The sequence below is a fragment of the Thermoleptolyngbya sichuanensis A183 genome (assembly GCF_013177315.1).
Classification (GTDB): domain Bacteria; phylum Cyanobacteriota; class Cyanobacteriia; order Elainellales; family Elainellaceae; genus Thermoleptolyngbya; species Thermoleptolyngbya sichuanensis.
Window position 1 is genome coordinate 4,101,035 of the sequence record NZ_CP053661.1, and the last position, 24,117, is coordinate 4,125,151.

A 24,117-nucleotide genomic window follows, 5' to 3' on the forward strand; every position below is an offset into this window, starting at 1 on the left:
CAGAGTTTTGGTTTGTTTTCCTGGGTTTGCGATACCGCTTGTCGCCTTTCATAGAGAGTCATTATGGTCTACGACAAGGAACTTGAAATCCAACTGCAATTCTTGGAGGAAGCTCAAGAATATTTGAGGACGTTAGAATCTCGACTGCTCGGGCTGGCCCAAGCGATTGATGCAGACAAGATCAACGAGGCACTGCGGGCTGCTCACTCTATTAAGGGGGGAGCGGGTCTAATGGGCTTTCAAAGCTTAAGTGATTTGGCGCATCGCCTAGAAGATGGGCTGAAGGTGTTGAAGGTGCAGCGCCAATCGTTGGAAGTAGATGGCAGTCTGGAGCAGCTTTTGTTGGAGTGTGTGGATGGGTTGGGGAGGGTGATTGCCTGCGATCGCCAAAGTCTGTCTACAGAGGGCGATCGCCCCCGTCCAACCATTGCCCCGGCTTGGCTGTTGGAACAGATTGAACCCGCCTATCAGCAACTTCACGAGCGGCTAGGCACGCCCCAGGATGAAGATGCCTACTCGCTCCTATCTCCTGAAGACGGACAGGATATTATTCCCCTGCTGTTTGAAACCGAAGTCGAGGGCTGTTTGCAGCGGCTAGAATCGGCAATTCATGAACAGTCTCCCCGCCTAAAAGAAGAAGTCGAAATTTTGGCCCAGGAGCTAGAGGGCTTGGGGGAGATGCTCCAGATCGAGAGCTTTTCCCAACTGTGTCAGTCCATTGGTGTCCAAACGGCTCAAACAGAAGCGACCAATGCAACTGCCATTTCTACCTTGGCGCAGACGGCGTTGCAGGCTTGGCGGCGGGCGCAGGCGCTCGTTTTGACTGGCAACCTGGCAGCCATTCCTACGGCGATACAGCTTGAAACCTCCGGGGCCGGGTCTTTTGCACCTTCCTGGAGCGCTGAAATGGCCGGAGCGTCGGCATTTGCAACGTCCTCTGATGATGAAATCACACTTCCTCTCGAAACAATTGCTGCCCAGGCAGCAGACCATTCTGGGGTGCAAGAGGAAGTTGCGGCGGCAGATCATGCGGTTGCAGACTATGTCGATCTGGAATACGCAGGGGTGGACTATGGAGCGCCTGCAACAGAGCTGGCAACGACCGAAATCTCTGGTATCTCTGAAGGGTTGGATGGGGAAGAGATTGCCGATTTCACGCTTTCGGCTTCCTTATCTGAGCCGTCGGCACAGCCTCCTTTGTTAGAGGATCAGGTAGAGGATCAGGTCGGTGCTGATGTTGCGGGTCGCTCCCAGTCGGGCGATCGCCCCGTTGATCGTCCTGCTGATCGCCCCATCGTAGCCCCGGCTCAGCAAAGCCGCTGGAGCAGCAACGCACCCGCCACTGAGACGACCCAAGAGAATACGGTGCGGGTGTCGGTGCAGCAGTTGAACCAACTGAGTGACTTGTTTGGTGAGCTGACGATTGACCGCAACGCGCTCAACCTCTACCTCAAACGTCTTCGGAATTTGACGCGGCTGCTAAACAACCGGGTGCAAACGCTAGAACAGGCTAGCTCCGAACTGCGAACGACCTACGATCGATTGGCGACTGATGTTGGGCGATCGCCCCTCTCCTCCGCCCTCAACCTGCTCCCAAGCAGTGAGGCGCGTGCTGCCCAGTCGGGCGATCGCCCCCAAATAGCCCAGCTCTACAACAGCCCCTCAGACGTCAGCACCGAGCCAGCTCCAGCCCCAGCCACCAATCTGTTCCAGCAGATCCCATCCTCAGCTATTCCTCCTGGGTCTGAGCATCGTCCAGGGAGTGGGTTTGGCGCTGGGTTGGGCAATGGGTTTGATGCGCTGGAGCTAGATCGGTATGAAGATGTTCACTCGCTCTCGCAGGACATTCTAGAAACCATCGTCCAGGTTCAAGAAGTTACCACAGACATCGATCTGACCCTTGAGGAAGTCGAGCAGGCATCTCGCACCCTAGACAAAACAGCAAACCAACTCCAGTCTCGACTGACTCAAATCCGGATGCGGCCGCTGTCTGACTTGGTTGACCGCTTCCCTCGCGCTCTGCGGGAACTGTGCTTGCAATATGGCAAGAAGGTGCGTCTTCAGGTCAATGGCGCTGGCACACTGATTGATCGCAACATCCTGGAAGCGCTCAATGATCCACTGATGCATTTGCTGCGAAATGCTTTCGATCATGGCATCGAAGATCCGCAAACCCGGCTGGCTCAGGGCAAACCAGAAGAAGGCGTGATTAAAATTCAAGCCTTTCATCGGGGCAATCGCACATTTATCACCATCCAAGACGATGGACGAGGTATCCCGATTGAAAAAATCCGCGCCAAGGCGATCGCCATGGGGCTAGACCCTAGCTTGTTGGGGGTGGCCAGCGAAGAGGAACTCGTCTCCCTCATTTTTGAACCCGGTTTCAGTACCAAGGAACAGGTCACGTCGCTATCGGGTCGCGGCGTAGGCATGGATGTGGTGCGTGATCATCTCAAGCAAATTCGCGGCGATATTAAAGTAGAAACCAAAGCAGGGCAAGGCACAACGTTTACGCTCTCAGTGCCGTTCACGATGTCTGTTGTGCGCGTGCTAATTGCCGAAAGCAACGACATGCTGATTGGCTTTCCGAGCGACGTGATTGGCGAAATGCTGAAGCTTGAGCCAGAGCATATTGTTCGGGTGGGCGACAGCGAAATGCTGAACGTGCAAGGCAACTTGATTCCGCTGGTGGTTCTATCACGCTGGCTCCGATTTCCTGGGCCGCGTCATCCCTATCGCCTAGAAACACCCCCTAGCATTAGCGAACCAGTCGTGCTGCTGGTGGAACACAACAGTCAAATCTTTGGCATCCAAATCGAGTCTTGTTGGGGCGAACAGGAAACTGCGGTGCGCCGTATCCATAGCACCATTCCGCTTCCTGCTGGCTTTAGCAACTGCACCATTCTGGGTGATGGGCGCGTTGTGCCGCTTGTCAATGTCCCAGAATTGCTGCACTGGATTGCCAGCACTGAGGCAGCCGGCCCAGTGGTGCCCAGGTCTTCCCAACTGGGCGATCGCCAGTTCAGCCTCATGGATGCCGATCGCCGATTGCTAGGTCGCGCTGTCCCAGTGGAGCAGCAGCCCGCCGTTCTGGTGGTAGACGATTCGATTAATGTCCGCCGATTTTTGGCACTCACTCTGGAGAAAGCGGGCTATCAGGTTGAGCAAGCAAAAGACGGGCAGGAAGCGGTCGAAAAGCTGCGGGCCGGGCTTCAGGTGAACGCGGTTGTGTGCGATATCGAAATGCCGCGTTTAGATGGCTACGGCTTTTTGGCGAAAGTGAAATCGGACCCGCAGTTTGAGCATTTGCCCGTCACCATGCTCACCTCACGCACGAGCGCCAAACATCGACAACTGGCGCTAAGCCTGGGGGCGATCGCCTATTTCTCAAAACCCTACAACGAGCAAACTCTCCTGACCACCTTGGCACAACACATTCATGACCCTTCTGAACTCTCTGCGAGCGCTGCGCTCTAAACCCGTCGAGATCACTCGTCAACTGCTGGTTTTCCCGCTGCGGCAGGAACTGTTCGCCCTGCCATTAGCAATCGTGCATCGGGTCATCGAAATCGACCGTCTCTATGCCCAGCAAGAAGGAACGGGGACGGCGATCGCCCTCGATCATGACCAAAATATTCCCGTCTTAAACCTCCAGCAGCGCATCTTTGCGAACACACCAACATCCACTCAATGCTTAGAACCCGGAACGCAGATTGACCCACAAGAGGTCACAAAATATTCCACGCTTGGGCAAACCTTCAGCCACACTGTTACGACCCAATACCTAATTCTGGTCTACAGCCTGCAAGGGGATGTCATTGGGCTACAAATTGATGGGCCACCCGCTCTCAAGCGCTTCACAGAATCCGCCTTCAAGCCATTGTCTGTGCTTTACCAGCAAGAAGGCGGAATTCGCTGCGTCAGCGGACTGATTCTGCCCACAGACGACAGCCCGCCCATTTTTTTGCTCAACTTGGCGCAGGTTTTGCAGCCACCGTCAGCCCTGCTGGGCGCAGGATAAGCGGAGGGCAGAACAGGATCAAATCTGCATTTCTGCAACAATCCTGCAATAATTATTGATTCTTGTGGATTAAGCCCCTTCTACGGGCAGTTCGGTTTGCTGGATAACAGCGCCCTGCGCTCCTTTCTAGATAGTTTTGGATAGGTTTTTAAGATACGCTTTTTTAGATACCTATGCTAAGACCTATCTTGCTGGCGCTGTTTTCAGCAGTTTTCGGCGTGCTGCTCTGCCTTGGGGGCTACCGCTTTTTTATGGTGATGCTGCCCGTCTGGTCGTTTTTTGCGGGGCTGTGGCTGGGCGCAAAGGCCGTGTTTCTGCTGCTAGGCGGCGGCTTTTTGGCTACCACGACGGGGCTAACGGTCGGGCTGGTGCTGGGAATTTTGCTGGCAATTTTTTGCTGGCAGTTCTATGAAGTGGGCGTGGCGCTGATGGGCGGAGCTACGGGTGCGCTGTTTGGATCAAGCATCATGGCTATTCTTGGCTTTCAGCAGGGGACGTTGCCCGCGCTGGTGGCCCTCGGATCGGGGCTGGTGCTGGGGGTCTTGACCTACGTGCGAAACTGGCAGAAGTATATTGTCATGCTGCTGTCTGCTCAGGGCGGAGCAAATGCGCTGGTGCTGTCGCTGCTGCTGCTGAATGGGCGCGTCTCGATTGAGGATTTGAAGAACGCAGGCAACACGCTGCTGCCCATTTTCCGGGATTCGTGGTTTTGGCTGCTGCTGTGGAGCGGGCTGGCGATCGCCGGATTTCTCTACCAACTGCGGCGCTATCGCAGCGTGGAGTTTGCCAAGCAAGAGTTTGTCCGCTTTTGGATGTAGGAGGCTGGTGCTAGGCTGTTTACTTAAGGTATGAGAGCTTATCTGCAAGCATGTACTTATCTGCAAGTAGAACGTCGAGGAACCAACTGTTCAAAACTGTTCAAAAGTTGGATTAAGTCAAAAATTTGGATTAAAACGATTCAAGTCTTATCTACTTAAGCTTGCCCTGAAACTATGTTTTTTTATGATCCGATCTACTTACTTTGGGTGATGCTACCCACGATACTAATTTCCATGCTGGTTCAGGCTCGTCTCAAAAGCGCCTTTGCCAAGTGGAGCCAAGTGCCCAACAGCGAACGCTACACCGGAATGCAGGTTGCTCAGACCATTTTTAATCGCACGTCGCTGAAGTCGATTCCGCTGGAGCCAACGCGCGGCTCCCTGACCGACCACTACGACCCGCGAACCAACGTGGTGCGGCTATCGGAACCCGTGTGCGCCCAGCCGTCGGTTGCATCAATGGCGATCGCCGCCCATGAGTTGGGGCATGTACAGCAATACCAGACGGGTTCGCCGATGATCGCTGCCCGCAGTTTCTTGCTGCCTGCGCTGCAATTCACGCCGACCATTTCCTACATGGCCTTCTTGCTGGGCTTCATGTTTGGCATGGTGGGGCTAATGTGGATTGGGGTTCTCATGTTTGGGCTGATGGTGGTCTTTTCCCTGCTGACGGTGCCGATTGAAATCGATGCTAGCCGTCGGGGGCTAAAGCTGCTAGAGGATGCGGGGCTGCTGGATACGCCAGAGGAGCGTCAGGGAGCCAGACAGATGCTCGGTGCCGCAGGCTGGACCTACATCGCTGCTGCTGCCACTTCTATCATGCAACTACTCTACTACGTTAGCCTGACCCAGCGCAGCCGTCGCCGCTACTAGATCCTATTCGCACGCCCATGCCTGACGCGCCCCGCAACCTGAACAACGAACTCGCGAAAGAGCGCAACCGAGCCGCCGCCGAACGCACGCTGCTAGCATGGATTCGTACCTCGCTCTCGCTGATTGGCTTTGGCTTTGGCATTGACCAGATTGTGACGGCGATTCAGCGAACCCGCAGGCTTGACTATCTGGGGACAATGTACCTAGCGAGAATCACTGGGCTGGCATTCATCGCGGTCGGGCTGTATGCCATGCTATCGGCGACGATTGAACATCGCCAGGAGTTGCGGCGCATTCAGCGAGACGACTACCTCTACACACCGCGACGCTCCAACGCGCTGGTCGTGGCGATCGCCCTGATGGTGATTGGCATCTTCGCCTTCCTGGGAATTATCATCAGCACTCTGAACTAGCCCCCTGCCTTGCTCGCCGCGGCAGACTAGAATATCGCCCCCAAAAAATTTGCAAAAATCTTTGGCCCAGGTTGACAAACGGTGACCTCTCACACACAATAGTAGTTACGCTTTTTTGGAGCGTGTTTTGCGGGTATAGCTCAGTGGTAGAGCGTCACCTTGCCAAGGTGAATGTCGCGCGTTCGAATCGCGTTACCCGCTTTGTTTCCGACCTAGTGCTAAGAGTCAGTGGTGGTTTGGGAATGAGTTCAATCTGCTGCAAGGTTGTGCTGAGTAGGCGCTGCTGAACCAGCGTGTCTGATGCGTTCGCTTTTAGCATCTTCGTGAATCAAGACACCTTTCTGCTCGGTTTTCGCTGGGCTTGCAGGCTTTATCCAAGCTTAAGCGAATTTTCCACTGATCTCTCAGCTTGCCCCTGTAGGATGAGTCTAGAGAGTCTTACCAGTACTGATGACACGACGGGTTGGATGGGCTGGGAAGCGGGCGATCGCGCTCGTGTTTCTCTGGCCACATCTTTCACTCCACGTTTCTCAGTCCACGGTTTTCTGTCACTGACTCCCGCAAACAGGAATGTTAGAATCGGGCTGAATCTGGGTATTCGCAACCCCAGTTCCTGGCAGAAGCTCTGAGAAAAGTCTGGGTCGCTGCCTAGAAGCCTGTCTAGGATCACGCATCAGAGCTAATTTATGAAGCAAATCTTAAGAAGCCTGAAACTCTTGGCATGTGTGGCTTTGAGGTCATGTTTGCCCAGGAAAAGCGGTTTCTCGGAAATCCTTGATTAACAAGGCTTTCAGGCTCCTTTACAAATTAGCTCTCAAGTCACACCCAAACCAACCTCTCTGACGAGGGTTGGAGGATGGGTCGGTTGACGATAGTCCGGTTGACGATAGTCCGGTTGACGATAGTCAATGAATCATGGTTTAGCGCTGGTTCGTCTGCGGCTGCGCGGGAAGGGCGATCGCCCCCAGCGGCTTTTGGGTTCACGGTCGTGGCTCCCAAGGCGCTAGACCCTGCACCGCTTGCATCACACTCACCGCTGCTCTGCTTGTGCAAACTCAGAAACCCCACAAAATCGACCTAAACGGCGACTACCCCTGTCCCTGTCGTCGTCGGGGCAAGCTGACACCCATCGCCCTGACGGATGCCTTTGGCTGCGACCGATGTCAGCAAATTTTCGTCGTGCAAGACAGCGGGCATACGATTGAGCAGCTTTCGACCAACTATCCCTACAAGCGGGCGTGGCGCTGGAACGGGCATCAGTGGATTGTGGTGAACCCATCCCTGGGAAAGGGCTATGTGCCGCTGACGCTGCTGTTCATGTTTGCGCTGGTGTTTCTGCTGCTGCTGACCACGCTGAGCGCACCCGCTGCCTCTCAGGTGGCGTTTCGGGTGGTGGCGGCGCTGGTGCTGTCGGTCATGCTGGCGTTTATGCTGTGGCTAGCCTGTCGGCGATAGTCCGCCGAAAACCCAGTCCTGCTAATCCCTCATGGGCTGCAACGTCACCAAGCTGTCACTGACCAAACTGTCACTGACCAAACTGTCACTGACCAAACTGTCACTGACCAAACTGTCACTGAAATGTGATTAGGATAGGGCGATCGCGCTGTGCTACTGCAAAGTGCTACTGAGCGATTCCCTAAAAGCTTTACAGTCTTGAGCTTTACAGCCGTGAGCCTTACAGGTTAAAGCTGTATTAGTGCAATGGATTTAGCGCAATAGATTAGTGCAATAGATTTAGCGCAATACACAGATTATCGAGTCATCGAGGCGATACTTGTGCAATTCATTGTCTAATGCAGTGAATGGCAGCGTTTTTCACAGTTCTTTACCGTGTTTTCTAACAGTCAGGATTCTTTAGATTCCCCAGCCGATTTGCTGACCACGCTTCATCGGGCTTATGCAGCGGCGGGACATTTGGCTGCGATGAAAGGGGGCGATCGCAGTCGGGCGCTCCAGATTATGGCGGAAGTGCTGAAGGATCAGCAGGACGATATTCTTGAGGCCAACACGCTAGATCTCGAAGCCAGCCGAGAAATGGCCGTGCCCGATCTGGTGCTGGAATGGCTGAAGCTCACGCCGGAGCGGATCGAGGCGGTGGTCAAGATTTTGCAACGCCTTTCGGAACTGGCAGACCCCACGCAGCAAATGCTGACGATTCCCTATTCCCTCAGTCATTCTCAGTCCTATTGCCAACTGATGCCGCTGGGGGTGATTGCGCTGGTGTATGAGGCGTTTCCCGAACTGGGGGCGATCGCCGCTGGGCTGTGTATTCGCACGGGCAACAGCATCGTCCTGCGGGGCAGCAGCGAGGCCAGCAACTCCAACCAGGCGATCGCCAGCACGCTGAAACTCGCCCTCCAGGAAGCCGGCCTGCCCACCGATGCCCTCGGCTGGATTCCGACTGACCAGGGCGACTCAATCCGCGAACTGGTGACCCAAGATGCCTACGTTAATCTAGTCATTCCCTATGGTCGCGTGAGCCTGGTGAACCAAGTGATCCGCCAGGCCACTGTGCCTGTGCTAAAAACGGCAATTGGCAACTGCTATCTCTACTGGTCGCCCTCCGGCAGCCTGGATCTGGCCCGGAGCATGATTCTAGACAGCCACCAGAGCGAACCTGATCCAGTCAACGCCATCGAGAAGGTGCTGATCAGCACTCACCACGACCCCAACACGCTACAAGCCCTGTGGCGCAGCCTGCGCGAAAAAGGCTTTCACCTGCGGGGCGATGCGGGGCTGGTGGCGGAGTTTCCGGATCTGGTACTGACGGAAGACGACGAGTGGCCGCGCCCCTACCTGGACAACACGATTGCCTTCCGTTCGGTCAGCGGACTGGAAGAGGCGATCGCCCTGATGAATCGCTACAGCAGCGGCCACGCCGACTGCCTGGTGACCGAATCCTACCAGGAAAGCCACCAGTTTGCCCTGCATATCAACAGCGCCACGACCTATATCAACGCCTCGCCCCGGTTCTATCGCAACCCCAAGCAGGGCAGCCCCATCGCCCTCGGCATGTCCAACCAAAAAGGACATCGGCGCGGGCTAATCACGCTAGAAACGCTGACCACGCTGAAGTATGTGGTACAGGGGAGCGGCTGAGGAGGAAGAACGAAGAGAGAAGAACGAAGAGAGAAGAGGTTCTGTTTTTCATTCTTCGTTTTTCGTTCTTCGTTCTTCTTTTTTCCGTCTCTCGCCCCCTCACCTCACCACCTGCCTCAGCGTGTCCACAAACCCCGGATAGGAAACCGCAGCGGCTTCGGCGCGGTGGATCGTGGTGGGGCCTGTGGCGCGGAGGGCGGCGATCGCCAGACTCATGGCAATGCGGTGGTCGGTGTGGCTATCCACCTCGGCTCCGTGCAGGGGTTTGCCGCCCGTGATTTCCAAACCATCAGGACGCTCGGTGACGGTTGCGCCCAGGCGGCTGAGCTGGGTGGCCATGACGGCGAGGCGATCGCTCTCTTTCACCCGCAGTTCGGCGGCATCGGAGATGACGGTCGTCCCTTCGGCAAAGGCGGCTGCCACCGCGAGAATGGGGATTTCGTCAATCAGCCGGGGAATCAGGTCGCCGCCGATGTGCCCCGCCTTTAGCCGATTGTGGCCGCGCACGCGCAGATCGGCAACGGGTTCGCCTGCCACCTCGCGAGCATTCTCCAGGGTCACGTCTGCCTCCATCTGCGCCAGCGCGTCGAGAATGCCCGTGCGCGTTGGGTTCACGCCGACATTTTGGATGAGCAAATCAGAACCGGGGGCGATCGCCCCGGCCACCAGCCAAAACGCCGCCGAACTGATGTCGCCGGGAACCACCACGGGCTGCCCGATCAGCCGCGCCGGGCCGACTACCGTTGCGCTACAGGTGTCGGGATCAACCAGAACCTCTGCCCCAAAGGCCCGCAGCATCCGTTCGCTGTGGTCGCGAGATAGGGCGGGTTCGCTGACGGTCGTTTTGCCCTCTGTGGCCAGCCCCGCCAGCAAAATGCAGGATTTCACCTGGGCCGAAGCAATGAGCGAGGTGTAGTGAATCGGCCGAAGCGCCTGCCCCTGCACCGCCAGTGGCGCGAGGCCCCCAGCACGACTCCAGATCTGTGCGCCCATGTCCTGGAGCGGCCGAATCACGCGAGACATGGGGCGCGATCGCAGCGATCCGTCACCCGTCACCGTGAAAAATCGCCCCGCGTGGGAGGCCAAAATCCCCAGCATCAGCCGCATCGTGGTGCCAGAATTGCCCGCATTCAGCACGTCGGCAGGTTCCTGGAGTTGCCCCAGTCCAATGCCCTCTACGGTCACTCGTTCCGTATTCAGGTCGGAAATGTTTGCCCCCATTGCCCGAAAGCAGGCGGCGGTACTCAGGGGATCTTCCCCCAACAGCAGCCCGCGAATTTCCGTCGTGCCCTCCGCCAGTGCCCCCAGCATCAGCGCCCGGTGGGAGATAGACTTGTCGCCGGGAATGGCGATCGCCCCTGTCAGCGCCAAATCCACAGGCGGCGAAATTGTCAGCACATGATGATGTTCGGTGGTTTTGAGGGTGATAGAAGCCGTCTGCATTGCTATAGTTCCGTAGGTGGGCAATTGCCTCGTCGAGCGTGCTGCGCCATCGCTGCGTTTACTACGCTACCAGAGCAGTGCAAAGGCCGGATCACTGGTCGAACTGCATTCTCTGCCGACAGATTCTATTTCATCCTGTTTCGCAGATCTGGCAAGGTTGAACCTGTTTGACTGGATGAAAAAATCATTTTCCCAGCCCTTTTTAGTCCCAGCCCTTTTTAGCCATGCTCACCGAACATCGCCAGCCAGTCTGTCTGTCCTGGATGTCACTGAATTCGCCGCTCTGGTCGGTGGTGGAAGCCTCTGCCGCGCTATATGAAAAAGAGCCAGGCCGCTATCACGTCGTGCTGACGGAGCCGCTGTTTATGGACTATTCCCAAGGGGAAACTTCGGCTGACCAGGCCCAGCAGCCCCACCTGCTCTGGCTCGAAATTTCCCCCTACCGCGTGATTATGACCATGCAGGGCAACGGCAGCATCAGCTATCGCCACTTTTGGGAGCAAGGAGTCTACGGCATCAGCCGCTACTGGCTGCGATCGCAGTCGGGCGACCTGGGTATGAGCGACCAGATGCGCCTGCGGAACTATACGCGCCACCTGAAGCTGATTTCCGATCCCCAGCCCCGTCACCTGCGCGTGGAGTATGAACTGTGGACAGAAAACTTGCAGCTTGGGCATTATGTGCTGAATTTAGAAATGCAGTCCTTGTAGCGCCAGCCATCGGTTGAGGATTCTCAAATGCGGCTGGAAGCAGGCTGTCAGCTTTTATTCTCGGCAGAAGCGCCAAGTCCGCTGCTGCTGATGTTGCGCCCCCGCAGCGGCGAAGGGCAGTGGGTGGTGCGCGAAGAATATCGGCTGGAGCCGTCGGTGCCTATGGTGGAATATACCGACAGCTACGGCAATCTCTGCCAGCGTTTGGTTACGTCAGAGGGAAGATTTCTGGTTTACACCGCCGCTTGTGTAGAAACAGCGGACGAGATCGACGTTGCGCCCGATGCCGCCTATGTGCCTGTGGAACTGCTGCCCGATGGCGTGGTGCAGTTTTTGCTGCCCAGCCGCTACTGCCAGTCAGATATGCTCTACGACGAGGCGATCGCCATCGTGGGCGACACGGAACCGGGCTATGCCCAGGTGGAGGCGATCCGCCACTGGATTCATACCCAGGTGAAATATCAATACGGCACCAGCAACTCCTCTACATCTGCGGTAGACACTGCCCAGAGCAAAATCGGTGTCTGCCGCGACTTTGCCCATCTGGGGATCGCCCTCTGCCGCAGCCTCTCGATTCCGGCGCGGATGGTGGTGGGGTACTTGTACGAACTGGAGCCGATGGATCTGCACGCTTGGTTTGAGGCATTCCTCAGCAGCCCCGACGGGTCAACCGCCGAGGGCCGCTGGTATACCTTCGACGCGACGCAGCCACAGCCACGGGGAAACCGAATTGCGATCGCCTATGGTCGTGATGCCGCCGATGTGGCCCTAGCGACCCAGTTTGGCCCGCTGACACTTCAGGAAATGCGCGTGTGGGTGAAGGAGGGCTAGGGGTTAGCAGCTAGGCAAGGAAATGTGCAGCCCCCAGGTAAACTCACCAGGCAAACTCACCAGGCAAACTCACCAGGCAAACTCACCAGGTAAACTCAAAGAATTCCCCCTTGGTGCGGGTGAACCCGCCGAAAGGGTTTTGCCTGATCTCCAACCTCTATCCCATCCTCGACGAATGCCCTCGACGCGATCGCTCAAGACCCTCGCTTTGTATGCCCTGCTGGGGGCGATCGCCCTCGTCATGCTGCTGCCGCTGATCTGGCTAGTCAGCACGGCGTTCAAAGCCCCCACAGAAAATATCTTCGAGTTTCCGCCCCGGTTTTTGCCCCAGTCTCCAACGCTGCAAAATTTTGTAACAGTATGGCAGACCAATCCTTTCGGGCGCTACCTGTTCAACAGCACCCTGGTCGCAGTGCTAACGGTGGTGCTAAATCTGCTGTTTTGCTCGCTGGCGGCCTATCCCCTGGCGCGACTCCAGTTTCGCGGGCGCGAGGCGCTGTTGCTGCTGATTGTGTCCACAATTCTGATTCCGTTTCAGATTGTGATGATTCCGCTGTATGTCCTGGCGGTGAAGCTGGGGCTGCGTAATACGTACTTAGGGCTGATCTTACCGGCGATCGCCTCTGCCTTTGGGATTTTTCTCCTGCGTCAGGCGTTTCAAGGCGTACCCAAAGAGCTAGAAGAAGCCGCCCGCATCGACGGCTGCTCGGAACTGGGGATCTGGTGGAATGTGATGCTGCCCGCTGTCCGCCCTGCCCTGATCACGCTGGCGATTTTCGTTTTCATCGGAGCTTGGAGCGACTTTCTCTGGCCGCTCATCCTGCTCGACCAGCCCGACTATTACACGCTGCCCCTGGGCGTTGCCAAACTAGCGGGTGCATTTTCCCTCGACTGGAGACTGATTGCAGCGGGGTCTGTGATTTCGATTGCGCCTATCTTGCTGGTATTCGGTCTGCTTCAGCGCTACATCGTGCCAACGGATACCAGTAGTGGGGTCAAGGGATAATCAAAACTGCCCGCTCAACCGGGCTAAACGGCGAAATGTCTTGCTGTTGAGGGGTTTCAGCCCCTAGCGCTGAGGGGTTTCATTTTTCTAGGTTATGGAGAATTAACTCCGCCCCATTGCCGAAAAATACTCTGTGAGATATTCTGAAACAACCTGTAAAGGCTCGATAAAGAAAGAGTCAGTGTTCCGTTGTTATACTGTAAAGAACTCTTTCGCCTTGAGCTAATCTCCGTATTATCCCGGAGGGAAAGCGTCGCTAGACCAGTCTGTTCATCGGGAGCCAGTAAATTCTCTGAAGATACACGCCCGTTATTACTTGCTGAGATGTGAGCTTAAATGCGGGTTTATAGTGGATTTACAGGTGAATTTACAAAGGTTTTCTGCTCCAAAGTTGCAGAGCATCGGGATTTTCCGAGATTTGCTTTTGATACCGCTGTACTGATCTGCTATGAGTTGTATGACTATGCGTGATAGGAGCGATCGCTATCGAGTAACATCTATTCCCATGCCGATGCGCCCCAAGCGCCTGGGCAGCTACCTGCTAGATGCAGGTCTGATCACGCCGGATCAGGTCACGGTGGCGCTGAACGATCAGCAGGCAACTGGGATGCGTCTGGGCGAGGTGCTGGTGGCTCGCGGCTGGGTCAAAGAACAGACGATTGAGTGGATCATGAAAAAGGTGATCCTGCCTGAGAAGAAAGCATTTCAAGATTGGGAAGAGAAGCAGCGCCAACAGCAGCCGCCGTTGACCCCAATTCCTGCACCTGCTCAACGAGTCGAGCCAGTGCCGCCAGCAGCGCCGGCCAACGCCCAAAAGACTCCTACCCGGCGCGAGGTTCCCATTTCCAAGCCCCTGCCTCCGGTGAACTCGTCAGATAGCGACGTAAGCTGGGTCGGCTAGGAGCGTTGGTCTAAGGAAAAAGACCACATTGAAGCCGCATTTGGGCTGCTTCTGCTGCGTATAACTTGCATTTCTAACTTGCATTTAACTTGCGTCTAACTTGTGGGAAACAGCAGCAGCCAGAGGGGCAGCGTGACGAGTAGCCCGATCGATCCCATGGCCAGCGCCGTCACTGTTAGCTCTCGGTCTAGCTCGTAGGCTTCACACAGTACGAGGGTTGCAAAGGCCGGTGGCATACTGACCTGGAGGACGATCGCTAGCTTTTCTGCTGAGCCAAGGCTGGTGAACGAGAGCAGCACGCCGATTAGCAGCGGCACAATGAGCATTTTCACGCTCAGGCTGACGGAGGCGAGGCGGACACTGCGCCAAGAACGCAACTGGCTGAGCCGCATTCCGATCAGCACAAGGGCAACGGTAATGCTTGTCCAAGCGACTGTTTTGAGGAACGAGTCTAGCCAGAGCGGTAGCGGTATGTCGTGGATGCCCAACCCCAGCGCAAAGCTCCACAGCACCGGGTTGCACACTAGCGCCCGCAGCAAATCCCGTGGACTCTTTTGCATGCCGCCAAAGTGGGCGGCCATGACTACGCCCAGCCCGTAGGCTCCGAGCGTCGTGCCAATCATGTCGTAAAACAGAGCCCAGGCAAAGTACTTTGGGCCTATAAGCGCTAGACTGACGGGGAACCCCAAATAGCCCGTGTTGCCCATCATGGTCGCCAGCAAAAAGCTGCCTTGCTGAGGACGGCTCTGAGTCATGGGGGAAGAAACAGGTCGTTGTTTTTGTTCTGGTCTTTGTCCTTGCTTTAGCGTAGCCATCAGCCATAGCCAGCCCAGCAGCCCCCCCAGCGCGATCGCCAGCCACGCTGCCACGGGCGCGAGCCACACCGCTGCCGAGAGTTCGGACTGGCGCAGAAACCCCAGCACGCTAATCGGCACCCCTACCCAAAACAGCAGCTTTCCGAGGCGATCGCCCACCCACAGCGGACAAATCCGTCCTAGCCAAAATCCCAAACTGCTCCACCCTATCAGCGGGACATAGAGACTCAGCAAGCGAAGACTCGGAAATTCCATAGGTTGATTATCGTTGGAGTAATTTGAACGGTTTTAAGGCTATCGTTGCGGAGCAAGGGTTCAGCAGACCGTTGAGTTACTTTGCCGTGTGTCGAAGGGGATGACGCTCTTCCAAGGCCATGCAATAATAACCCCGCAGGACTAAACCAGTCTGCGGGAGAGTTTGCGTGAAAGATGCCAGTTTGCCCAAGTCGTCAGCGCCCCAGCCCGATGTCTCTGGCCAGGAAAGTCAATATGGGCTGACCGACGATATCCCGGTTGCTCAGCGAGATGGGGCGCGTTTAGAGGCCGATTTGAACCCCGGTGGGTTTGGGTTTCGAGCGGCGGCGGATAGGCTGCGATCGCTCTTTCGGGGGCGGGTTTGGCTATGGGGGCTGATTGGCTTTGTGGCGGCGGTGCAGCTTGCGCTGGTCAGCCGCAGCCTGTTCTTTAGCAATGTTTCTACCGCACAGGGCTATCAGCCGATCGAGGCCGGCTTGTCCGCAGCGATGTCTCAACTGTCGCTGACCCCGGCCGATAGCCTGCTGGGCCATATCGCCTACGCCGAAGCTCCTCCAGACACCCTCAGCCCAGTGCTTCCCAATGGCAGCATCCTGCTGCGTGATGCGGCTGCCGAGCGCTTTTTGGCAATGGTGAGGGCGGCTCGCGCTGAGCGGGTGAGGCTGGTGCCGCTGTCGGGCTTTCGCTCGGTGGAAGAACAGACTTACCTGTTTTTCACGCTGAAGGCGAAGCGATCGCTCTCGGCTCAGGAACGGGCCCAGGTCAGCGCTCCTCCCGGCTACAGCGAACACCACACGGGCTATGCAGTGGATATTGGGGACGGCGATCGCCCAGATACAGACTTGGAAACCGATTTCGATCAGACAGCCGCCTACCGCTGGCTGACGGCCAATGCTGCCCGCTTTGGGTTTGAGCTGTCTTTCCCTCAGGACAACGCTCAGGGCGTGAGCTACGAACCGTGGCACTGGCGCTTCGTGGGCGATCGCCACAGCCTCGAAACGTTTTATAAGCGGTAGTTTCGGCTACTGGCAATCAGTCAGGGGGCAGGTGAACCCACCCCCCACGCTTAGACTTCTTGATCAGCTCTAGCGCTTGCGAATGTCGCGAGCCATGTTACGGAAGAGATCCATACTGGAGTCGGCCGTGCGGCGCTCGTTCGTTAGCTTGGGTGTCGCTTCAGAAGACGTGGAAGTCGGTTCGGTTGGAACTTGCAGACTGTTGCCCGACTTCATATTGTCAGAAGACACTTCGTACTCCACTTCAAACTCGCCACCGTTGCCTGCGGTCTTGGGAAACTTGTGCTTGATGACTTTTTTCGAGCGCATGTACTCGATGTTGCCCATCGTTTTGGCATCGTCTGCGTCCAGGAAATAGGCTCCTGGCTTTGCGCCATTGCTAGCGGAGGGTGGTGCCTCTGCATTATTCTTTTTGCCAAACAAACCGAATAGTCCTGCCATGAGTGCCTCTGAAAAATATCGTTGCATTAATTAACATTATGTTAATTTTGCCCAGGATTTCCAAGCGGTTAGGCGAGATTTGTGAACGAATTGAGGCGGGCGATCGCCTCCTGAGGCCAATCCCCAAATTGACCCATCCACAAGGCTTGCAAGACTTGCCGCAGGCGAGGGGCGATCGCCATCCAGTGCGTCTAATGGATGTTACGGACGGGATCAAATCTGGGTAATCTTCAAGAAGAGAATGATTTTGCTTTTGTGAATTCCGCATTTTCTCCCTGAAGCCAAATAGCAGAGCATGTAAGAATCGTTGTGTTGTGTTTGGCAGGCCCTGTATCAGGTGAGACATTAAAACACCATCGCAGGATTCTCTAGCGCGACTTGTTCTATTTGGATTTAGTTGAGGAACGGGCTATGACAGGTCAGAAATGGTTTGCTAGGGTGCTGGCCGGTGCAGTAGCGGTGGGAATCTGCGCGACAGGGGCGATCGCCCGCGCTCAGGAAATGCTGCTAAGTGAAGAAGGCGTGCTGGAAAACGGCGACATGGTGCTGCCTTCGGATAACAGCCTGTACGACCAGTTCACCTTTGAAGGTAAAGCTGGACAAACGGTGACGATCAAACTATTCAGCACTGAATTTCAGCCCTATCTGGCGGTCATCAGCCCAGAAGGTGAGGTGCTGGGCGAAAACCACAGCGCAGGCGGCAACCCTCAGAACTCGCAGTTGGAACTGACGTTGGCCACCGACGGCACCTACATCGTGATTGCCAACGGTTTTGATGCCAGCAGCCGCGGCCGCTACACGGTCGAGGTCATGGTTGCCGAATAGCAGAAAACCCACCGGGGAATTCTGGAATTCTTCCAAAATTCTTCCAAGGAGCCGACGGAGGCAGCCCAAACAGAGGCAGTCCAAAACGCAGGCAAAGCTGCACAGGGCGATCGCCCCATAGGTTGGCCAAAATCTCATGACACAACCTGAAATGGCGTTCCTGAAGGATTGGCGCATTGCTGCTCTGCGATGCTCTTTGGAACAGTTCTTTATAACGCTTCTGGCGCGGCGCACCTCATCGAGATGCGCCGTTTGTTTTAGGGGATTGGTTTATAGCGTCTGGGGAACGGCTCAGAGCGAATTGAAGGGGGCAGCTTGTGTCAGAATGGATTCGGTCAAATTGGCAGTCTGGCGATCGCCCTCAGCTTTTCAGTTTTCTCGCTCTTTCCCCCACGCTCTCTCCCCACCTATGACAAAGTTTGTATTTGTAACGGGCGGTGTTGTTTCCAGCATCGGTAAAGGCATTGTGGCATCTAGCCTGGGGCGACTGCTCAAGTCGCGCGATTACTCCGTCTCGATCCTGAAACTTGACCCCTACATCAATGTCGATCCCGGCACAATGAGTCCGTTTCAGCATGGGGAAGTTTTTGTAACGGAAGACGGTGCAGAAACCGACCTAGACTTGGGACACTATGAGCGCTTTACCGACACCTCCATGTCGCGGTTGAACAGCGTCACCACGGGGTCGATTTATCAAGCCGTGCTGAACAAAGAGCGGCGGGGTGACTATCAGGGCGGCACGGTGCAGGTGATTCCCCACATCACCAACGAAATTAAGGAACGCATCTTGCGTGTTGCCACCAATACCCACCCTGACGTGGTGATCACAGAAATTGGCGGCACGGTGGGCGATATCGAGTCGCTGCCGTTTCTGGAGGCGATTCGCCAGTTTCGCAAAGCTGTGGGGCGGCGCAATGTGCTGTATATGCATGTGACGCTGGTGCCGTGGATTGCTTCGGCTGGCGAAATGAAAACCAAGCCGACGCAGCACTCGGTCAAAGAACTGCGCTCGATTGGGATTCAGCCGGATATTCTCGTCTGTCGGTGCGATCGTCCCCTGCCAAAGGGAATTAAAGAAAAGCTGTCGGAATTTTGCGATGTGCCTGTGGAATGCGTGATCACGTCACAGGATGCCAGCAGCATTTACGAAGTGCCCCTGACGCTGGAAAAAGAAGGCCTGGCACACCAAGCACTCGACCTGCTGCAACTGGAGCAGCGAGATCCTGACCTCCGCCAGTGGGAAGAACTGGTAGAGCGGCTGCATCGCCCCGGCTGTCCGCTGGAAATCGCCATCGTAGGCAAGTATGTGCGGCTGAACGACGCTTATTTGTCGGTGGTGGAGGCGCTGCGCCATGCGTCGTTGGCTACGGGCGGCGACCTGCGGATTCGCTGGATCAACTCTGAAGACATCGAGCCACTGACGGTAGCCGAGCAACTCCAAGGCATCCACGGGGTTGTCGTACCCGGTGGTTTTGGCAGCCGTGGCATCGACGGCAAGATTACCGCCATCCAATACGTGCGCGATCGCCAGATTCCGTTTCTGGGGCTGTGTTTGGGGATGCAGTGTTCGGTGATCGAGTGGGCGCGGCATGTGGCCGGCATGGAACATGCCAATAGCTCCGAGTTTGACCCGCAGACCCGCAACCCCGTCATTAACCTGTTGCCTGAACAGCAGGATGTGGTGGATCTGGGCGGCACGATGCGCTTGGGGCTATATCCCTGTCGGCTGCAACCCAACACGCTGGCCGAGCGGCTCTATGGCGAAGAGGTGGTCTACGAGCGCCATCGCCACCGCTATGAGTTCAACAATGCCTATCGCACGCTGTTTTTGGAAACGGGCTATATGATTAGCGGCACTTCCCCCGATGGTCGCCTGGTGGAAATTATCGAGCTACCCAGCCATCCGTTTTTCATCGCTAGCCAGTTTCACCCCGAATTTCAGTCGCGTCCAAACGCGCCTCACCCGCTATTTCGAGGGTTTGTGCAGGCGGCGATCGCCCACTCAGAGCAATCTTCAGGGCAATCCCCGGTCAAGCCCCAATCGCTGGTGAATTAGGACTGGGCGTGCCAAGCGCTCCACTCCTACTCCACAGCTAAAGAGAATGGGCTGCCTATAAAGAATGGGCTGCCTATAAGAGAAAAGCTGCCCATAAAATTAGCCTATAAAATTAGCCGTCGAAGTCGTCCCCAGCAGGAACCCCATTCGACGGCCGATTTTGCATCGTTGCAAGCGCAAAGTTGCAAGCGCAAAATTAAAGCGAAAACCTAATCCGTAAAACTAATCCTTGTCGCGGGTGATCCGAGGCGGCTCACGGAAGGCGATCGCAAAAAAGAGCAGTCCCAGCGTGCAAACCAGCAGAAAAACGTAAATCAGGCTCTCCATAACACAGTCTCCTAAAGCTATTCAAGGAAACGTAGCACCAGACTAAAACTCAGCACAGCAGATACGAATCCAGCAGATACAAACCTGCAAACCTGAAGGAGGGAATGCTCACAGAGCAAAACTCGTCAGCAAGCCCTCCTCCAATTCACAATTCAGATGCCTAGACGGCTTCCTTACGGCGAGTAGACTTGTCACCCACCTTCTGGAACAAGCCCCACTCCACCTGCTCTTCTGAGAGGTCAGGGTCAATCCCCGCAAACACGTCGCGGAACAGCGTCCGAGAGCCGTGCCAGATATGACCAAAGAAGAACAGCAGCGCAAACACCGCATGTCCGTAGGTAAACCAACCGCGAGGACTGGTTCGGAACACCCCATCAGACTTGAGAGGCTCCCGATCAAACTCAAAGGGTTCGCCCAACTGAGCCTTACGCGCAAGCTTCTTCACTTCTGCCGGGTCGTCAAACACCTGACCATCCAGCGCACCGCCGTAGATCGTCGCCGTCACGCCAGCCTGCTCAAAGCTGTATTTCGACTCAGCCCGACGGAACGGAATGTCTGCACGAACCACGCCGTCTTTATCCGTCAGGATAACCGGGAAGTTCTCGAAAAAGTTGGGAATCCGGCGCACAAACAGTTCACGCCCAGCGGCATCCTTAAACACAGGATGCCCCAGCCAGCCCTGAGCAATACCGTCGCCCTTGTTCATCGGCCCGGTGCGGAACAGACCGCCCTTAGCCGGGTTGTTGCCCACATAGTCATAGAAAGCGAGCTTCTCAGGGATATTCTCCCAAGCTTCGGCCAACGTCAGACCATCGTCCACATCCGCTTGAACGCGACGATTGATCTCTTGCTGGAAGTAGCCGCTATCCCACTGATAGCGAGTCGGGCCAAACAGTTCAATCGGCGTGGCAGCGCTGCCATACCACATGGTGCCAGCCACCACAAACGCCGCGAAGAATACTGCTGCAATACTGCTCGACAGCACCGTTTCAATGTTCCCCATCCGAAGCGCCTTATACAAACGCTCGGGCGGACGAACCGTGAGGTGGAACAGGCCTGCAATAATGCCTACGATGCCAGCGGCGATATGGTGTGCCACGATGCCGCCTGGATTAAACGGATTGAAACCTTCAGGGCCCCAAGACGGAGCAACAGGCTGGACGCTTCCTGTCAATCCATAAGGGTCGGACACCCACATGCCTGGGCCAAACAGCCCTGTGAGGTGGAATGCTCCAAAGCCGAAGCAAAGCAGACCAGAAAGAAACAGATGGATACCGAACATTTTGGGCAAGTCCAATGCAGGCTCACCCGTCCGAGGATCTCTAAATAGCTCCAGATCCCAATAGACCCAGTGCCAGCAGGCTGCCAGGAACAGCAGTCCCGACAGAACGATGTGGGCAGCAGCAACACCCTCAAATGACCAGAAGCCAGGGTTGACCGCAGTTTCACCCGTAATGCTCCAACCTGCCCAGGACTGAGTAACGCCCAGGCGAGCCATAAACGGCATAACAAACATGCCCTGTCTCCACATGGGGTTCAAAACCGGGTCGCTGGGGTCGTAAATCGCCAATTCGTACAACGCCATTGAACCGGCCCAGCCTGCAACCAGCGCGGTGTGCATCAGGTGTACAGCAATCAGGCGTCCTGGATCATTCAGAACCACTGTGTGTACGCGATACCAGGGTAGTCCCATCGACTACGCTCCTCCTATTACGTTTCAACGCCTTTTTGAGCCTTTTTATTAAGCTGCAAGATACTAGTAAGCCTACCAGAATCAAGCACCATTATCCGTGGCAAACCGCCCAAAGTCCTATGAACCAACGAAAGACAACGTGCGATCGCCAGACACTTCGACAGTTTGACAATCCGGTTGTAAAAATGAAAGTGTATTAAAAAGTGTAACCAGGGCCTGGATGGGACGCAAGCATTGGTTACAGGCGCATTGCGTAAGACGCAGGGACGGTATCGGACATGGCCAATATTAAGTTTGTTAAAGAAAGCAAAGAGATTATTGCTGCCGACGGAGCGAATCTGAGGCTGAAGGCGCTTGAGAACAGTATCGACCTCTACACCTTCATGGGCAAAATGATGAACTGTGGAGGCTACGGTCAGTGCGGCACCTGCGTCGTGGAGATTGTCGAAGGCGGGGAAAACCTTTCCCCGCGGACTCCAGTTGAAGACCAGAAGCTGAGAAAGAAACCCGCAGGCTATCGACTCGCCTGCCAGACGATGGTAAATGGGCCGGTCAGCGTCGTGACCAAGCCCAAGCCCGGTGAGACGGTGGAGTATCAGCCCAGTTCACCGTCTCAGGCAGATTTGGAAGGTGGCGCAGTGGGGGCGACCCAATCCTCTGAACCCGGTTCATCTTCTGAAGCATCTGAGCCAGATTTGGAAGTGTTGGCAGAAGAGCAGGTATCCGGTTCCAGTGCTGAGGAGACGAATCCCTCAACAGGGAAACTGGAAGTCGTCTGAATCCATAGGGTTTGCAGATCTAAGAGTTTGCAGACCTGAGTAACCAAAGGGTCAGACCTTCACAATTCCAGCGTCTTCGTAGCCCTGTTGGCTTGATGTGCTTAGGCGGTGGAGTGATATTCTGTAGTCTTAGGAGTTTATATCTCTGGATTTGCGTGGAGGGTCTAGCACTATGGTTGTCAATGATCTTGGGTTTGTTGCGAGCTTGCTGTTCGTTCTGGTTCCAACGGTTTTCCTGCTGATTCTCTATATTCAGACCGCTAGCCGCGAGGGTAAACAGTCGAAATAGGTGAGGGCACCAGATTCTTTGATTGATGAAAGCGGGCAGAGTTTCCTGTCCGCTTTTTGTTTGGTCTGTAAAGGGAGTTGTGAAACCTCTGGGCTTTACTAGGGGCAAAACTAGGGGCGAATTAGTGGCGATCGCCCAGCCTATTCCTACAGATCAATCCTCCAAATCCTCTAAAATCCTCAAATTTGCCGCAGACTCAGCTTCAGAACTCTTAGCGCACATCGAACTTAGGATTTGGGGTTACCCCTTAGATATAGAGCGTTGCGCTAGAGAAGAGGTTGTATCTACAAAAGCAGATCATTTTATTTCTGTTATGCGATATTTGTTTAGCTAGCTTCACATTTCCGTGAAAATACTGTGACCCGCGCCGGGAAGCTTGCCTCACATTGGGTCATGTGCCAGATACTTTAGTTTTAGACAGCCTGTAGTGCGTTTGGAGTTGTACACACTTATACGGTGGTAACTATGCGAATTTTAGTGACGGGTGGTGCAGGGTTCATTGGTTCTCACCTGATTGATCGCCTCATGGCAGAGGGGCATGAGGTGATTTGTTTAGACAACTTTTATACAGGTGACAAGCGAAATATTCTTCGCTGGATCGATAGTCCGTTTTTCGAGCTGATTCGCCACGACATCACTGAACCCATCCGGCTAGAAGTCGATCAGATCTATCACCTGGCCTGCCCCGCATCCCCGGTTCACTATCAATACAACCCCGTAAAGACGATTAAGACCAACGTCATGGGAACTCTAAATATGCTGGGGCTGGCCAAGCGGATCAAAGCTCGATTCCTATTGGCATCCACTTCTGAGGTTTACGGAGACCCAGAAATTCATCCCCAGGTGGAGGAATATCGCGGCAATGTGAACCCCATTGGGATTCGCAGTTGCTACGACGAAGGAAAGCGGGTCGCAGAAACGCTGGCGTTTGACTATCATCGCCAGAACGATGTGGAAATTCGGGTTGCTCGGATTTTCAATACCTATGGCCCCCGGATGCTGGAAAACGACGGTCGGGTGGTTAGCAACCTTGTGGTGCAAGCCCTGAAAGGCAAGCCGCTAACGGTCTACGGCGACGGGTCGCAAACCCGGAGCTTCTGCTATGTCTCAGACTTGGTAGACGGACTGATTCGCCTGATGAATGGTGATTTTATGGGCCCGGTTAATTTGGGGAATCCTGAGGAGTACACCATTTTGCAACTGGCTCAAACGGTGCAATCCATGATCAACCCTGACGTAGCCCTCAAGTTTGAGCCGTTGCCCCAGGACGATCCTCGTCGTCGTCAGCCCGACATTACCCGTGCCAAGACGCATCTAGGCTGGCAGCCGACGGTGCCTCTGGCAGACGGGCTACGGCTTACGATTGAGGATTTTCGGACTCGTCTGGGCGATCGCGTCGCTAAAGTTCCCTCGGTTTCCTCACACTAGCGGGGCTGGTTGCCCAGGGTTCCCCAGAATCTCTGAAGCCTCTTACTGGGTTCACGAGCCAGTCTTGTAGAGGGGTGC

21 protein-coding genes, 1 tRNA gene and 1 pseudogene are annotated in these 24,117 nt (G+C 55.4%); 18 read left to right on the forward strand and 5 right to left on the reverse strand.

The genetic code is table 11. The features are described 5' to 3' along the window. Positions 1–63 precede the first annotated feature (63 nt). From HPC62_RS17075 to HPC62_RS17110, 8 genes are all read left to right on the forward strand, one after another. Positions 64–3,477, forward strand: coding sequence for a hybrid sensor histidine kinase/response regulator (locus HPC62_RS17075; protein WP_172357599.1), 3,414 nt, complete (start codon positions 64–66; stop codon positions 3,475–3,477). Beyond that, positions 3,440–4,021: a chemotaxis protein CheW gene (locus HPC62_RS17080; RefSeq protein ID WP_172357600.1), complete on the forward strand. Its 582-nt coding sequence runs from the start codon at positions 3,440–3,442 to the stop codon at positions 4,019–4,021. The genes HPC62_RS17075 and HPC62_RS17080 overlap by 38 nt, the downstream gene beginning before the upstream one ends. A 173-nt stretch (positions 4,022–4,194) precedes the next feature. Next, the gene (locus HPC62_RS17085) at positions 4,195–4,839 is read left to right on the forward strand and encodes a TM7S3/TM198-like domain-containing protein (protein ID WP_172357601.1); all 645 of its coding nucleotides are present in this window, start codon (positions 4,195–4,197) and stop codon (positions 4,837–4,839) included. Between the two features lie 210 nt (positions 4,840–5,049). After that, positions 5,050–5,712 carry a zinc metallopeptidase gene (locus HPC62_RS17090; RefSeq protein WP_172357602.1) on the forward strand — a complete coding sequence of 221 codons (663 nt, stop codon included), beginning with the start codon at positions 5,050–5,052 and terminating at the stop codon, positions 5,710–5,712. A 17-nt stretch (positions 5,713–5,729) separates the two neighbouring features. After that, positions 5,730–6,125: a YidH family protein gene (locus HPC62_RS17095; RefSeq protein ID WP_172357603.1), complete on the forward strand. Its 396-nt coding sequence runs from the start codon at positions 5,730–5,732 to the stop codon at positions 6,123–6,125. Positions 6,126–6,254: 129 nt separating this feature from the next. Then, positions 6,255–6,326, forward strand: a tRNA-Gly gene (locus tag HPC62_RS17100). A gap of 846 nt (positions 6,327–7,172) precedes the next feature. After that, positions 7,173–7,580, forward strand: coding sequence for a hypothetical protein (locus tag HPC62_RS17105; protein WP_172357604.1), 408 nt, complete (start codon positions 7,173–7,175; stop codon positions 7,578–7,580). Positions 7,581–7,997: 417 nt separating this feature from the next. After that, positions 7,998–9,224: a glutamate-5-semialdehyde dehydrogenase gene (locus tag HPC62_RS17110; RefSeq protein WP_267313414.1), complete on the forward strand. Its 1,227-nt coding sequence runs from the start codon at positions 7,998–8,000 to the stop codon at positions 9,222–9,224. A gap of 99 nt (positions 9,225–9,323) precedes the next feature. Here the strand turns inward: HPC62_RS17110 and aroA are convergent, their stop codons facing one another. Then, positions 9,324–10,667 carry a 3-phosphoshikimate 1-carboxyvinyltransferase gene (aroA, locus tag HPC62_RS17115; protein ID WP_172357608.1) on the reverse strand — a complete coding sequence of 448 codons (1,344 nt, stop codon included), beginning with the start codon at positions 10,665–10,667 and terminating at the stop codon, positions 9,324–9,326. 224 nt (positions 10,668–10,891) lie between these two features. On the opposite strand from aroA, the gene HPC62_RS17120 reads away from it, so the two are divergent. The 4 genes from HPC62_RS17120 (at position 10,892) to HPC62_RS23175 (ending at position 14,115) form a co-directional block, all read left to right on the forward strand. Then, positions 10,892–11,377 carry a hypothetical protein gene (locus HPC62_RS17120; protein ID WP_172357610.1) on the forward strand — a complete coding sequence of 162 codons (486 nt, stop codon included), beginning with the start codon at positions 10,892–10,894 and terminating at the stop codon, positions 11,375–11,377. A gap of 27 nt (positions 11,378–11,404) precedes the next feature. Beyond that, positions 11,405–12,208 carry a transglutaminase family protein gene (locus HPC62_RS17125; protein WP_172357612.1) on the forward strand — a complete coding sequence of 268 codons (804 nt, stop codon included), beginning with the start codon at positions 11,405–11,407 and terminating at the stop codon, positions 12,206–12,208. Between the two features lie 175 nt (positions 12,209–12,383). After that, complete coding sequence (locus HPC62_RS17130; protein ID WP_172357613.1) at positions 12,384–13,214, forward strand: carbohydrate ABC transporter permease; 831 nt, start codon at positions 12,384–12,386, stop codon at positions 13,212–13,214. 463 nt (positions 13,215–13,677) lie between these two features. Further along, complete coding sequence (locus tag HPC62_RS23175; protein WP_205370764.1) at positions 13,678–14,115, forward strand: hypothetical protein; 438 nt, start codon at positions 13,678–13,680, stop codon at positions 14,113–14,115. A 95-nt stretch (positions 14,116–14,210) separates the two neighbouring features. On the opposite strand, the gene HPC62_RS17140 is transcribed toward HPC62_RS23175, so the two are convergent. Further along, positions 14,211–15,185, reverse strand: coding sequence for an AEC family transporter (locus HPC62_RS17140; protein WP_172357614.1), 975 nt, complete (start codon positions 15,183–15,185; stop codon positions 14,211–14,213). A 167-nt stretch (positions 15,186–15,352) separates the two neighbouring features. On the opposite strand from HPC62_RS17140, the gene HPC62_RS23520 reads away from it, so the two are divergent. Then, positions 15,353–16,201, forward strand: a complete 849-nt coding sequence (locus HPC62_RS23520) for a M15 family metallopeptidase (protein ID WP_225910566.1) — start codon at positions 15,353–15,355, stop codon at positions 16,199–16,201. 69 nt (positions 16,202–16,270) lie between these two features. On the opposite strand, the gene HPC62_RS17150 is transcribed toward HPC62_RS23520, so the two are convergent. Further along, positions 16,271–16,642, reverse strand: a complete 372-nt coding sequence (locus tag HPC62_RS17150; RefSeq protein WP_172357615.1) for a hypothetical protein — start codon at positions 16,640–16,642, stop codon at positions 16,271–16,273. Positions 16,643–17,053: 411 nt separating this feature from the next. Between HPC62_RS17150 and HPC62_RS17155 the strand changes: the two genes are divergently transcribed. Both HPC62_RS17155 and HPC62_RS17160 read left to right on the forward strand, forming a co-directional pair. Further along, positions 17,054–17,467 (forward strand): PPC domain-containing protein, encoded by a 414-nt coding sequence (locus HPC62_RS17155; protein WP_172357616.1) that lies wholly within the window; start codon positions 17,054–17,056, stop codon positions 17,465–17,467. Between the two features lie 409 nt (positions 17,468–17,876). Next, entirely contained in the window at positions 17,877–19,523 is a 1,647-nt protein-coding gene (locus tag HPC62_RS17160; protein ID WP_172357617.1) for a CTP synthase, read from the forward strand. A 222-nt stretch (positions 19,524–19,745) separates the two neighbouring features. Here the strand turns inward: HPC62_RS17160 and HPC62_RS17165 are convergent, their stop codons facing one another. Then, positions 19,746–19,850: a photosystem II reaction center protein T gene (locus HPC62_RS17165; protein ID WP_172357618.1), complete on the reverse strand. Its 105-nt coding sequence runs from the start codon at positions 19,848–19,850 to the stop codon at positions 19,746–19,748. A 160-nt stretch (positions 19,851–20,010) separates the two neighbouring features. Further along, complete coding sequence (psbB, locus tag HPC62_RS17170) at positions 20,011–21,543, reverse strand: photosystem II chlorophyll-binding protein CP47 (protein ID WP_172357619.1); 1,533 nt, start codon at positions 21,541–21,543, stop codon at positions 20,011–20,013. Between the two features lie 278 nt (positions 21,544–21,821). On the opposite strand from psbB, the pseudogene HPC62_RS23525 reads away from it, so the two are divergent. The 3 genes and pseudogenes from HPC62_RS23525 to HPC62_RS17185 form a co-directional block, all read left to right on the forward strand. Next, positions 21,822–22,115, forward strand: a pseudogene (locus HPC62_RS23525) (2Fe-2S iron-sulfur cluster-binding protein); the annotation flags it as partial. Between the two features lie 379 nt (positions 22,116–22,494). Then, positions 22,495–22,611: a photosystem II reaction center protein PsbM gene (gene psbM / locus HPC62_RS17180; RefSeq protein ID WP_068511535.1), complete on the forward strand. Its 117-nt coding sequence runs from the start codon at positions 22,495–22,497 to the stop codon at positions 22,609–22,611. Positions 22,612–23,076: 465 nt separating this feature from the next. Further along, positions 23,077–24,039 carry a UDP-glucuronic acid decarboxylase family protein gene (locus HPC62_RS17185; RefSeq protein WP_172357620.1) on the forward strand — a complete coding sequence of 321 codons (963 nt, stop codon included), beginning with the start codon at positions 23,077–23,079 and terminating at the stop codon, positions 24,037–24,039. Positions 24,040–24,117: the final 78 nt, after the last annotated feature.

Bases quoted from the DNA above. Each gene is read 5' to 3' on its own strand.
- HPC62_RS17075 (WP_172357599.1), top strand. From the start codon at position 64: ATGGTCTACGACAAGGAACTTGAAATCCAACTGCAATTCTTGGAGGAA.
- HPC62_RS17080 (WP_172357600.1), top strand. From the start codon at position 3,440: ATGACCCTTCTGAACTCTCTGCGAGCGCTGCGCTCTAAACCCGTCGAG.
- HPC62_RS17085 (WP_172357601.1), top strand. From the start codon at position 4,195: ATGCTAAGACCTATCTTGCTGGCGCTGTTTTCAGCAGTTTTCGGCGTG.
- HPC62_RS17090 (WP_172357602.1), top strand. From the start codon at position 5,050: ATGCTACCCACGATACTAATTTCCATGCTGGTTCAGGCTCGTCTCAAA.
- HPC62_RS17095 (WP_172357603.1), top strand. From the start codon at position 5,730: ATGCCTGACGCGCCCCGCAACCTGAACAACGAACTCGCGAAAGAGCGC.
- aroA (WP_172357608.1), bottom strand. From the start codon at position 10,667: ATGCAGACGGCTTCTATCACCCTCAAAACCACCGAACATCATCATGTG.
- HPC62_RS17120 (WP_172357610.1), top strand. From the start codon at position 10,892: ATGCTCACCGAACATCGCCAGCCAGTCTGTCTGTCCTGGATGTCACTG.
- HPC62_RS17125 (WP_172357612.1), top strand. From the start codon at position 11,405: ATGCGGCTGGAAGCAGGCTGTCAGCTTTTATTCTCGGCAGAAGCGCCA.
- HPC62_RS17130 (WP_172357613.1), top strand. From the start codon at position 12,384: ATGCCCTCGACGCGATCGCTCAAGACCCTCGCTTTGTATGCCCTGCTG.
- HPC62_RS23175 (WP_205370764.1), top strand. From the start codon at position 13,678: ATGCGTGATAGGAGCGATCGCTATCGAGTAACATCTATTCCCATGCCG.
- HPC62_RS17140 (WP_172357614.1), bottom strand. From the start codon at position 15,185: ATGGAATTTCCGAGTCTTCGCTTGCTGAGTCTCTATGTCCCGCTGATA.
- HPC62_RS17150 (WP_172357615.1), bottom strand. From the start codon at position 16,642: ATGGCAGGACTATTCGGTTTGTTTGGCAAAAAGAATAATGCAGAGGCA.
- HPC62_RS17155 (WP_172357616.1), top strand. From the start codon at position 17,054: ATGACAGGTCAGAAATGGTTTGCTAGGGTGCTGGCCGGTGCAGTAGCG.
- HPC62_RS17160 (WP_172357617.1), top strand. From the start codon at position 17,877: ATGACAAAGTTTGTATTTGTAACGGGCGGTGTTGTTTCCAGCATCGGT.
- HPC62_RS17165 (WP_172357618.1), bottom strand. From the start codon at position 19,850: ATGGAGAGCCTGATTTACGTTTTTCTGCTGGTTTGCACGCTGGGACTG.
- psbB (WP_172357619.1), bottom strand. From the start codon at position 21,543: ATGGGACTACCCTGGTATCGCGTACACACAGTGGTTCTGAATGATCCA.
- psbM (WP_068511535.1), top strand. From the start codon at position 22,495: ATGGTTGTCAATGATCTTGGGTTTGTTGCGAGCTTGCTGTTCGTTCTG.
- HPC62_RS17185 (WP_172357620.1), top strand. From the start codon at position 23,077: ATGCGAATTTTAGTGACGGGTGGTGCAGGGTTCATTGGTTCTCACCTG.